This is a genomic window from Rhodopseudomonas sp. (genome assembly GCF_036404135.1).
Lineage (GTDB): Bacteria > Pseudomonadota > Alphaproteobacteria > Rhizobiales > Xanthobacteraceae > Rhodopseudomonas_A.
Genome location: NZ_DASWPE010000114.1, coordinates 1 through 11,379 on the forward strand (window position 1 = coordinate 1; position 11,379 = coordinate 11,379).

An 11,379-nucleotide genomic window follows, 5' to 3' on the forward strand; every position below is an offset into this window, starting at 1 on the left:
GAGCGAGCCTTGTTTTTGTGCGTCCTCCGCTCCCGCGGTCCAGGACGCGGGGCAAGTCCAAGGACCTGAGGCAAAATCAATGACAGCATTATGGGTGATTGTGCTCTGCGGGGCGCTTTCCATTGTCTACGCCATCTGGGCGACGTCGTCGGTATTGAGCGCGGATGCGGGCAATCCGCGGATGCAGGAAATCGCCGCGGCGGTGCGTGAAGGCGCGCAGGCCTATCTGAAGCGGCAATATATGACCATTGCCATCGTCGGCGTGGTGATCTTCGCGCTGCTGTACTACTTCCTCGGCGTGCTGGTGGCGGTCGGCTTCCTGATCGGCGCCGTGCTGTCGGGCGCCGCGGGCTTCATCGGCATGAACGTCTCGGTGCGCGCCAACGTCCGCACCGCGCAGGCCGCGACCATCTCGCTGGCCGGCGGCCTGGAACTCGCCTTCAAGGCCGGCGCCATCACCGGCATGCTGGTGGCGGGGCTGGCGCTGCTCGGCGTCACCATCTACTTCGCCTTCCTGACGCACTATCTCGGGCTGACCGCCAACAGCCGCACTGTGGTCGACGCGCTGGTCGCGCTCGGCTTCGGCGCCTCGCTGATCTCGATCTTTGCCCGGCTCGGCGGCGGCATCTTCACCAAGGGTGCGGACGTCGGCGGCGATCTGGTCGGCAAGGTTGAAGCCGGCATCCCGGAAGACGATCCGCGCAACCCGGCCACCATCGCCGACAATGTCGGCGACAATGTCGGCGACTGCGCCGGCATGGCCGCCGACCTGTTCGAGACCTATGCGGTGACCGCGGTCGCCACCATGGTCTTGGCCGCGATCTTCTTCGCCAGCGCGCCTGACCTGTTGGTCAACATGATGACCTTGCCGCTCGCCATCGGCGGCGCCTGCATCCTGACCTCGATCGCCGGCACCTTCTTCGTCAAGCTCGGCGCCTCGCAGTCGATCATGGGCGCGCTGTACAAGGGCCTGATCGCCACCGGCGTTCTGTCGCTGTTCGCGGTCGCCGCGGTCATTTATGGGCTGGTCGGCTTCGGACCGCTCGCCGGCGTCAAATACACCGGCTTTGCGCTGTTCGAATGCGGCGTGGTCGGCCTGGTCGTCACCGGCCTGATCATCGTCATCACCGAATACTACACCGGCACCGACTATCGCCCGGTGAAGTCGATCGCGCAGTCCTCGGTCACCGGCCACGGCACCAACGTGATTCAGGGCCTCGCCATCTCGATGGAAGCAACCGCGGGCCCCGCGATCGTGATCATCGCCGGCATCCTGGTCACCTACAGCCTGGCCGGCCTGTTCGGCATCGCCATTGCCACCACCACGATGCTGGCTTTGGCCGGCATGGTCGTGGCGCTCGACGCCTTCGGCCCGGTCACCGACAATGCCGGCGGCATCGCCGAAATGGCCGGTCTGCCCAAGGAAGTCCGCAAGGCCACCGACGCGCTCGACGCCGTCGGCAACACCACCAAGGCGGTCACCAAGGGCTACGCGATCGGCTCCGCCGGTCTCGGCGCGCTGGTGCTGTTCGCCGCCTACAACGAAGACCTCAAATACTTCATCGCCAATGGCACGCACTACCCGTACTTCCAGGGCGTGCTGCCGGACTTCTCGCTGAACAACCCCTACGTCGTGGTCGGCCTGCTGTTCGGCGGCCTCTTGCCGTATCTGTTCGGCGCGATGGGCATGACCGCGGTCGGCCGCGCCGCCGGCGCGATCGTCGAGGAAGTGCGTCGTCAGTTCCGCGAAAAGCCGGGCATCATGAAGGGCACCGACAAGCCGGACTACGGCAAGGCGGTCGACCTTCTGACCAAGGCGGCGATCAAGGAAATGATCATCCCGTCGCTGCTGCCGGTGCTGTCGCCGATCTTCGTTTACTTCGCGATCTACTTCATCGCCGGCGGCGGCGCCGACGGCAAGTCGGCGGCGTTCTCGGCGGTCGGCGCCATGCTGCTCGGCGTCATCGTCACCGGCCTGTTCGTCGCGATCTCGATGACCTCGGGCGGCGGCGCCTGGGACAACGCCAAGAAGTACATCGAGGACGGCCATTTCGGCGGCAAGGGCTCCGACGCCCATAAGGCCGCGGTGACCGGCGACACCGTCGGCGATCCCTACAAGGATACGGCGGGCCCGGCGGTCAACCCGATGATCAAGATCACCAACATCGTGGCCTTGCTGCTGCTGGCGATCCTGGCGCACTAAGCCTGCGAATTACCACTCGTGCAAAACCCCGCGGTGCAAGCCGCGGGGTTTTTCGTTGCAATCCCGCCGATCACATCAAGGAGCCCCCGATGTCGCTGTCATCCGCCAAGAACTTCGCGCTGCGCGCCGCAAAGTCGCAGGACCATGCCGAGGCCGTCGAGCTGTTGTCGAAGGCGATCCTGGAGCTGGCGAGTTCGATCGAGGCCACCGACGCCAAGCTGAAGCAGATCAAAAAGGCCAAGGGGTAGGGCGCCGCGCCGCGGGGCACCGCCGGCGCGGCCGCGATCGGGAAAATGTCCCGATATTTCTGGAATGTTTCCCGGTGATCGAGAGCTGTTTCTGTTGCGCAACTGTGAGCTGTTTTGCACTCTGCCTGCGACAATAATCCTCATACCAAGGGGAGCGGGGCATGAGCGGGCGGCGCCAGACATTGTTGCGGCGGGGGATATCCGGAACGATCACGCTGATCGGAGCGCTGATCGCGGCGGCGCTGCTGCCGCGAGCGGTCCAGGCGCAGGAGGTGCTTCCGGAAATCCAGGTGATCTCCAACACCCCGCTGCCGGGCTCCGGCATCGACCGCGACAAGATTCCGTCGATGACCTCCTCGGTCACCGCCAGCGATTTCGAGCGCAGTTACTCGCAGAACGTCACCGACACCTTGTTCCAGCGGATTCCCGGCGTCACGCTGTCGGACCCCAACGGCAACAGCGTGCAGCAGGAAATCCGCTATCGCGGCTTCGCCGCTTCGCCGTTGCAGGGCACGCCGCAAGGCCTCGCGGTCTATATGAACGGCGTGCGGCTCAACGAATCCTTCGGCGACACGGTGAACTGGGACCTGATCCCCACCAACGCGATCAGCCGCGCCGACGTGTTCACCAACAACCCGGTGTTCGGGCTCAACGCGCTCGGCGGCGCGATCAGCCTGCAGACCAAGAACGGCTTCACCTATCAGGGCTTTGAGGCCGAAGGGCAGGGCGGCTCGTTCGGCCGGGTGCAGGGCGCTATGCAATACGGCGCCGAGAGCGGCAATTGGAGCACTTATCTTGCCGCCCAGGCGCTCACCGACAATGGCTGGCGGCAGGCCTCGCCGGCCAAGATCGGCCGCTTCTACGGCGACCTCGGCTGGCGCGACGACGGCGCCGAACTGCATCTGTTCGGCGGCATGGCGTCGTCGTCGTTCGGCGTGGCGGCGGCGACGCCGGTCCAGATGCTCAGCCGCGACTGGAGTTCGGTCTACACCACGCCGCAGACCACCAATAACGACGTGGCGATGATCGGCCTGAACGGCAAATACGCGCTAAGCGAGGCCTGGACGCTGCAGGGCAATCTGTATGGCCGGTTCTTCCGGCAGAGCCATGTCGACGGCAACGACGCCGACATCGAGCGCTGCAGCAATGCGTCGTCGTTCGCCGGCCAACTCTGCCTTGAGGACGACGGCTTTCCGCGGCCGAGCCCGTTCACCGGCGCCGCGGCGCTGGCGTTCCGCAACCAGTTCGCGATCCTCAACGCCAACAACCAGCCGATCCCATGCCCGCCGGGGTCCGGCAACACCTGCGCGACGGTGCCCTACGGCACCATCGACCGCACCAGCACCAATTCCGACACCTTCGGCGGATCGCTGCAGGCGACCAGCGAGCAGCGCTGGTTCGATCACGGCAATCATTTCACCGTCGGCGGCAGCATCGATCGCGGCAGCACTTCGTTCGGCGCCACCAGCACGCTGGGCTACATCTATCCCGACCTCAGCGTCGGCATCAATTCGGCGATTCCCAGCAACGGCCAGATCATCCATACGCTCGGCAATCTCGGCTACACCCCGGTCGGCATCGACACCAAGAATACGTATTACGGGTTGTTCAGCACCGACACTTTCGACATCACCGAGAAACTCGCCGTCACCGGCGGCGCGCGCTACAATCTGGCGAAGATCTCGGTGCGCGACGTATTGGGCTCAAGCCCCGACCTCAACAGCGATTCCAGCTTCAGCCGGCTCAACCCGCTGGTCGGGCTGACCTACAAGATCGCGCCGGTGCTGTCGGTCTATGGCGGCTATTCGGAATCCAACCGCGCGCCGACGCCGCTGGAGCTCGGCTGTTCCAATGCCGCGAAACCCTGTCTGCTGGAGAGTTTCCTGGTGTCGGATCCGCCGCTCAACCAGGTGGTCGGGCACACCTATGAGTTCGGCTTCCGTGGCAACGCGCCGCTCGGCAATGGCGCGCTGGACTGGAAGGCGGGCCTGTTCCGCACCGACAGCGACAACGACATCATCAGTCTGGCCAGTTCGATTCAGGGCCGCGGCTATTTCCAGAACGTGCCGCAGACCAGGCGGCAGGGCGCCGAACTGTCCGCCGAATACAAATCCAGCGAATGGCTGGTCTATGCCGGCTACAGCTACATCGACGCGACCTACCGCTTCGATGGCGACATCGCCTCGCCGAACAATCCGGCGGCCGATGCCGACGGCAATATCCACGTGGTGTCCGGCAACCGGATTCCCGGCATCCCGCAGCATCAGTTCAAGGCCGGCGTCGACTACCTGGTGACGCCGCAATGGAAGATCGGCGCCGACCTGGTCGCGGTCGGCCAGCAATATTTCGTCGGCGACGACGCCAACCAGAACGACAAGCTGCCGGGCTATGCGGTGGTCAATCTGCACACCTCGTATCAGCTCACCAGCAACGTCACGCTGTTCGCGGTGGTCAACAATCTGTTCGACAACAAATACGCGCTGTACGGCACCTATTTCGAGCCGTCGGGCACCGCTAAAGCTGGGCTGCCGATCACGCTGACCGATCAGCGCACCGAAGTGCCGGGCGCGCCGTTCACCATCTATGGCGGCATCCGGGTCAAGCTGTAGCGTGCCGCGCTGCCGCCGCAGCGGCTGAGGTCGTCGCTCGATGCCGCTGTGCAGCATCGAGAACCGTTGACAGCAAATCCGGCGGCTCACTAACCTTGCGGCGAGCGTTTTCGCGCGCGCCGAGCTGCGTTGGGGCGGCAACGAATCGCCCGGCCGCAGCACGCGGCCGTCATGACGGGGGATGAGGCCGATGCGGGTGCTGATCGTCGATGACCATCCGATCGTCGCGTCCGGCTGCCGGGCGCTGTTTTCCGGCGAGCCGGACATCGTGGTGTTGGAAGCCGGCTGTGCCGAGGCCGGCGAGCAGCGCTTCGTCGCCGAGCGGCCCGACGTCTGCGTGCTCGATATCAATCTGCCCGGAGTGTCGGGCTACGAATTGGCGCGGCGGATTCTGGAGCACGATCCGCAGGCTCGGATCATCATGTTCAGCATGAACGACGACCCGGCCTTCGCGGCGCGTGCCATCGAGGCCGGCGCCAAGGGCTACGTTTCGAAATCCGGCGATCCCTGCGATCTGGAGCGGGCGATCCGCGAGGTCGCCAACGGCGGGGTATTCCTGGCGCCGGCGATGGCCCGCAGCATCGCCTTCGGCGGCTCGGGACTGGACAGCCGGCTCGACAAATTGTCGACGCGGGAGATCGAGATTTTGCGGCTGCTCGCCGCCGGCAAGAGCCTGTCGGAGATCGCCTGGCTGGTGCGCGCCTCGTACAAGACGATCGCCAACACCTCCTCGCTGATGCGGCAGAAGCTCGGCGTGCGCTCATCGGCCGATCTGGTGCGATTGGCGATCGAGAACCGGCTCGGCGCCGGCGCCCAATAATTCCTGTGCGCTAGAGTTATTCCGGTTCTGATAGAATCAGAACCGGAGCTCTAGATTCTTATTCTGACGCGTTTTCTTCACGCGAACCGGGATCCACTTCGCTCGAAAACGCTCTAATGGAAGCTGATCAGCTTGAACAGCGGCGTCAGGTAGCTCAGCTCCTGGCCCGAGGTCGGCGTGGTGCGGCTGATGAAGTCGAAGATCTTGCCGTCCTGCAGACCGTAATTGGCGATCCGCTGCACCTGGCGGTTCTTGTCGAAATAGATCGCGATCACCCGCTGGTCGACCACCTTTTGCGGCATGAACGCCACCGGGCGTTCGGCGCGCTGCGAAATGTAGTAGAATACCTCGCCGCTCAAGGTGGCGACGGTGGAGGGCGTGCCCATCACGATCAGCACCTGGTCCTGGCTGGCGCCGATCGGAATCTGCTCCAGCGCCCCGGTGGGCAGGATGTAGCCCTTCTGGAATTGTTCGGAGGTGCAGCCGGGCAGCGCGGCGCACAGCAGCGCCGCCGCGACCAGCGGTCGCAACCCGCGCCGGAGCGCCGCAAAAGCCCGCGGAAACGCGGCGCTTGCGCGTTGGTCAATCGAAAGTGTCATTCGGGAGCTGGCCCCATCCCCTTGCATCGCGCACGGTGTTGCCGTACCCGGCAGCAATCCCCTTGGCAATAGGTGCGGCCGTCGCGGGCCCGCAGCAGGAACCCATCATGATTTGGCCGTTTGATCAATTCACCAGTCCCCGGTCGCCGTCGCGCGGCACCATTGAAGCCATCTATGGCATGATCGTGGCACAAGCGCGAGAACCGGCGTTTTATAAGACCTTGGGCGTGCAGGACTCGGTCAACGGCCGTTTCGAGATGATCGTGCTGCACCTGTGGCTGGTACTGCGGCAGGCCGGCCTGCAGCCCGACAATGCGGCGTTCGGCCAGGCGCTGTTCGACCATTTCTGCAGCGACCTCGACGCCAATCTGCGCGAGATGGGGGTCGGCGATCTCACCGTGCCGAAGCGGATGCAGAAGTTCGGCGAGGCGTTCTACGGCCGCGCCGCCGCCTATGACCGGGCGATGGCCGACGAGGATGATGCGAGCGAAGCGCTGGCCAAAACCCTGTGCCGCAACGTTTTGAACGGCTTCGGGCTGGACAAGGCGCGGCTGCTGGCGGCCTATGTCGAGCACGCCGCGGCGGCGCTGGCGCGGGTCGACGCCGCGGCGCTGCGCTCCGGCCGCTGGCACTTCCCGCCGGCGCTGGCGGTCGGCTGATGACCCAATGCAGGATGATCCGATGACCGAGCTGGCGAATCCATGGAGCCTCCCCGTGGTGGTGGCGCAGATCCCGGAGACCGGCCTGCACCGCGAGATCGAGGCCAATGCGCATGAGCGCGCCGCGATGGCCGAACTCGGCGGCCTGCGCGAAATCCTGTCGGCGCAGGCCTCGTTCGATCTGACGCCGATCGTCGAGGGCCGGGTGCGGCTGGTCGGCCGGGTCCGCGCCCGGGTTGGCCAGACCTGCGTGGTGACGCTGGATCCGATCGAGAACGAGGTCGACGAGGCGATCGACCTGATCTTCGCGCCGCCGTCGCAGATTCCGGAAATGGCCGACCTGGTCGAAGACGATGCCGAGCCCGGCGCCGACGTTCCGGACCCGCCGGAGCCGATCGAGCGCGGCCTGATCGACATCGGCCGGGTCGCCACCGACGCGCTGTTTCTCGGCCTCGACCCGTATCCGCGCAAGCCCGACGCGACCTTCGAGCCGCTGATTGCGCCGGACGATCCCGAAGAACATCCGTTCGCCGCGTTAAAGGCGTTGAAAACCTCGCCGGCGGCGGGGAAATCCAAGAAGTCGCCGGAGCGCTAGCCGGCTCCGGCCGGCTCGGAAAACATCTGCTGCGCCACACCCCGGCGGGTATTGCGACCAGTTTCTTCAGATTCGCCGGTCCCTAGCGGTACAATACCGCCGCTGGCGGCCTGATGTTCGACTTAAAACGGGCGGCGCGGGATGTTGTATCGGTCGGGAGAAACGTTATTGTCGCCGCCCTATGGGGCGCGGCGCTGCGCTCCGGCCATCGTCCGTGACGGACGAGATTCATTCGTCGGCGGCCGAGCGCTATCGGGCCGCGACTTGTTAGGTTTCCGGAACGTTCATGTCCCAAAAGGTTCGAATCGCGCTTGACGCCATGGGCGGCGATTTCGGCGCTTCGGTCGTCGTTCCCGGTGCGGCTATTTCGCTTACCCGGCACCCCGACTCCGAATTCCTGCTGTTTGGCGACAGCGCCCTGATCAACAAGCAACTCGCCGCGCATCCGGCGCTGCAGGCGGCGTCGCGGGTGATCCACACCGACGTCGCGGTCAGCATGCACGACAAGCCGAGCCAGGCGCTGCGCCGCGGCCGCAAGGTGTCGTCGATGTGGCTGGCGATCGAGGCGGTGAAAAAAGGCGAGGCCGACGTCGCGGTGTCGGCCGGTAACACCGGCGCCTTGATGGCGATGGCGCGATTCTGTCTGCGCACGCTGCCCGGCATCGACCGCCCGGCGATCGCGGCGATCTGGCCGACGGTGCGCGGCGATTCGGTGGTGCTGGATCTCGGCGCCACCATCGGCGGCGACGCCGAGCATCTGAAGGCGCTGGCGGTGATGGGCAGCGCGATGGCCAGCGTGTTGTTCGACCTCGAGCGGCCGACCGTCGGCCTGCTCAATATCGGCGTCGAGGAGATCAAGGGCGGCGAGGAAATCCGCGCCGCCGCCGAATTGCTGCGCGAGATGAACTCGCCGCAATTCGAATTCATCGGCTTCGTCGAAGGCGACGGCATCGGCAAGGGCGCCGCCGACGTCATCGTCTCGGAAGGCTTCAGCGGCAATATCGCGCTGAAGGCCGCGGAAGGCACCGCGCGGCAGATCAACGAATATCTCAAGGCCGCGATGTCGCGGACCTGGCGCTCCAAGATCGGCTATCTGTTCGCCCGCGAGGCGTTCCGCTCGCTGCGCGACAAGATGGACCCGAACAAGTCCAACGGCGGCGTGTTCCTCGGCTTGAACGGGGTGGTGGTCAAGAGCCATGGCGGAACCAGCGCCGACGGCTTTGCCTACGCGGTCGATGTTGGCTATGACATGGTCCGCTACGATCTCCTGAACAAGATCAACCATACGCTCAATCGCGGTGGCGGCGCCCTCGGCGCGCCGACCGCTCGGGAGGCTGTCTCGTGACTGTTACACGCTCGGTAGTGCTCGGCTGCGGTTCCTATCTGCCGGAGCGGATTCTGACCAACGCCGAATTGGCGGCCAAGATCGATACCTCGGACGACTGGATCATCCAGCGCACCGGCATCAAGCAGCGCCACGTTGCCGCCGAGGGCGAATTCACCTCGCATCTGGCGATCAAGGCGGCGCAGGCCGCGCTCGACAATGCCGGCATCGACGCGCAGTCGATCGATCTGATCGTGCTCGCCACCTCGACCCCGGACAACACTTTTCCCGCCACCGCGGTCGCGGTGCAGGCGGCGCTTGGCATCAACCATGGCGCCGCGTTCGACCTGCAGGCGGTGTGCTCCGGATTCGTCTTCGCGGTGGCCACCGCCGACAATTTCCTGCGCGGCGGCTCGTTCAAGCGCGCGCTGGTGATCGGCGCGGAAACCTTCTCGCGGCTGCTCGACTGGGAGGACCGCGGCACCTGCGTGCTGTTCGGCGACGGCGCCGGCGCCATCGTGCTGGATGCGCAGCAGGGCTGGGGCACCAGCGTCGACCGCGGCGTGCTGACCACGCATCTGCGCTCCGACGGCCGCCACAAATCCAAGCTCTATGTCGACGGCGGGCCGTCTTCGACCGGCACCGTCGGGCATCTGCGCATGGAAGGCCGCGAAGTGTTCAAGCACGCGGTCGGCATGATCACCGGGGTGATCGTCGACGCCTTCGAGGCCAGCGGCACCACGCCGAAGGACATCGACTGGTTCGTGCCGCACCAGGCCAACAAGCGCATCATCGACGCCTCGGCGCACAAGCTGCTACTGGCGCCGGAGAAGGTGGTGCTGACGGTCGACCGCCACGGCAACACCTCGGCGGCGTCGATTCCGCTGGCGCTGTCGGTCGCGGTGGCCGATGGCCGGATCAAGAAGGGCAATCTGGTGCTGCTGGAAGCCATGGGCGGCGGCTTCACCTGGGGCTCGGCCTTGGTGCGTTGGTAAGCGTTTACGTCAAGTTTTAGCGACAGTACTTTGTATTTCCATGCTTTTGCATGGATGAGCGCTGTTGACCCGGGCGCGCTAAGCTCTTAATTTCGATTGACGAATTTGTTCGCCGAGAGTTGGGGCAGGCGATGACCGGAACCGGAAAGACAGTCACACGCGTCGATCTGTGCGAAGCCGTCTACCAAAAGGTGGGGCTGTCGCGCACGGAATCGTCTGCGTTTGTCGAGCTCGTATTGAAGGAGATCACCGACTGCCTGGAGAAAGGCGAGACGGTGAAGCTGTCGTCGTTCGGCTCGTTCATGGTTCGCAAGAAAGGCCAGCGAATCGGGCGTAACCCGAAGACCGGCACCGAGGTGCCGATCTCGCCGCGCCGGGTGATGGTGTTCAAACCCTCGGCGATCCTGAAACAGCGGATCAACGCCAACGGCGCCGCTGCCCCAGCCAAGACCGACTGATCGGGAGCATGCATTTGGACAAAGCGCCCGATGCATTCCGAACCATCAGCGAGGTCGCCGACGACCTCTACATCCCGCAGCACGTGCTGCGTTTCTGGGAAACCCGATTCGCCCAGATCAAGCCGATGAAACGCAGCGGCGGTCGCCGCTATTATCGCCCCGACGACGTCGACCTGCTGCGCGGCATCCGCCGGCTGCTGTACGGCGAGGGCTACACCATCCGCGGCGTGCAGCGCATCCTCAAGGAGCAAGGCGTCAAGGCGGTGCAGGGGCTTGCCAACGGGCTGGCGCGGCCGGCGGCGCCCGATCCGCGCGATGTCGATGCCCATCTCGGCGAATTCGACGACGCCAGCCTGCCGTCATCCGAGGTCGATGCCCAGAGCGATGACGAAGCCGAGGCCGGCAGCGCCGCAGCGGCGGTCGTGGTGCGGCGCGAGCCGGCCTTGGGAGCGGTCTTGGGATCGGCCTTGGGATCGCCTCTGGGCCCGGCGCGACGTGAACCGGCGCTGGGGTCGCCGCTCGGTCCGGCCCGTCGGGAGGCCGATCCCGCCGCGCCGCTCGGTGCGGCGTTGCCGCGGCACGCCGAAGACGTCCGCGCGCCCGCCCACGCGCCTTCGCACCTAATCTCCACGGCGGCTGCGGGCCGGCGGGAACTCGATCTGGCGCGGTTGGCGACCGCGCTGCAGGATCTGGTCGCCTGCAAGCAGATGCTGGACAGCGCGTTCGAGGACGGCTCGCCAGCGACCACGTTGTTAGCGCGGCCGCGGTTCGCAACCGGCGCGTCAGCGCCGATTGCCGTGATCACCGTCAATTTGCCGCCGCGGTTCTTGCGCCCGGGCCGGAACGAAGCTACAGGAACGGGGCCAGTT

The 11,379-nt window shown here is 65.6% G+C and carries 10 protein-coding genes and 1 pseudogene; 10 read left to right on the forward strand and 1 reads right to left on the reverse strand.

What is annotated here, in order from left to right; translation table 11 throughout:
- Window positions 1–79 precede the first annotated feature (79 nt).
- The 4 genes from VGC77_RS14040 (at window position 80) to VGC77_RS14055 (ending at window position 5,880) form a co-directional block, all read left to right on the forward strand.
- The gene (locus tag VGC77_RS14040; protein ID WP_331172183.1) at window positions 80–2,203 is read left to right on the forward strand and encodes a sodium-translocating pyrophosphatase; all 2,124 of its coding nucleotides are present in this window, start codon (window positions 80–82) and stop codon (window positions 2,201–2,203) included.
- A gap of 89 nt (window positions 2,204–2,292) precedes the next feature.
- A complete protein-coding gene (locus VGC77_RS14045; protein ID WP_331172184.1) occupies window positions 2,293–2,451 on the forward strand; it encodes a hypothetical protein in 159 nt (52 codons plus the stop codon).
- Between the two features lie 161 nt (window positions 2,452–2,612).
- Window positions 2,613–5,060 (forward strand): TonB-dependent receptor, encoded by a 2,448-nt coding sequence (locus VGC77_RS14050; protein WP_331172185.1) that lies wholly within the window; start codon window positions 2,613–2,615, stop codon window positions 5,058–5,060.
- Between the two features lie 190 nt (window positions 5,061–5,250).
- Entirely contained in the window at window positions 5,251–5,880 is a 630-nt protein-coding gene (locus VGC77_RS14055; RefSeq protein WP_331172186.1) for a response regulator transcription factor, read from the forward strand.
- Window positions 5,881–5,993: 113 nt separating this feature from the next.
- Here VGC77_RS14055 and VGC77_RS14060 read toward each other — a convergent pair whose 3' ends face one another.
- Entirely contained in the window at window positions 5,994–6,479 is a 486-nt protein-coding gene (locus tag VGC77_RS14060) for an outer membrane protein assembly factor BamE (RefSeq protein WP_331172187.1), read from the reverse strand.
- Window positions 6,480–6,586: 107 nt separating this feature from the next.
- Here VGC77_RS14060 and VGC77_RS14065 point away from each other — a divergent pair, with 107 nt between their 5' ends.
- The 6 genes and pseudogenes from VGC77_RS14065 to VGC77_RS14090 all read left to right on the forward strand — a co-directional run.
- Window positions 6,587–7,138 (forward strand): ubiquinol-cytochrome C chaperone family protein, encoded by a 552-nt coding sequence (locus VGC77_RS14065; RefSeq protein ID WP_331172188.1) that lies wholly within the window; start codon window positions 6,587–6,589, stop codon window positions 7,136–7,138.
- Window positions 7,139–7,160: 22 nt separating this feature from the next.
- Complete coding sequence (locus VGC77_RS14070; RefSeq protein ID WP_331172189.1) at window positions 7,161–7,733, forward strand: DUF177 domain-containing protein; 573 nt, start codon at window positions 7,161–7,163, stop codon at window positions 7,731–7,733.
- A 286-nt stretch (window positions 7,734–8,019) separates the two neighbouring features.
- Complete coding sequence (plsX, locus tag VGC77_RS14075) at window positions 8,020–9,078, forward strand: phosphate acyltransferase PlsX (protein ID WP_331172190.1); 1,059 nt, start codon at window positions 8,020–8,022, stop codon at window positions 9,076–9,078.
- Window positions 9,075–10,052, forward strand: coding sequence for a beta-ketoacyl-ACP synthase III (locus VGC77_RS14080; protein WP_331172191.1), 978 nt, complete (start codon window positions 9,075–9,077; stop codon window positions 10,050–10,052). The genes plsX and VGC77_RS14080 overlap by 4 nt, the downstream gene beginning before the upstream one ends.
- 131 nt (window positions 10,053–10,183) lie before the next feature.
- Window positions 10,184–10,510 (forward strand): integration host factor subunit alpha, encoded by a 327-nt coding sequence (locus tag VGC77_RS14085; RefSeq protein WP_331172192.1) that lies wholly within the window; start codon window positions 10,184–10,186, stop codon window positions 10,508–10,510.
- Between the two features lie 14 nt (window positions 10,511–10,524).
- A pseudogene (locus VGC77_RS14090) lies at window positions 10,525–10,792 on the forward strand (MerR family transcriptional regulator); the annotation flags it as partial.
- Between the last annotated feature and the right edge of the window lie 587 nt (window positions 10,793–11,379).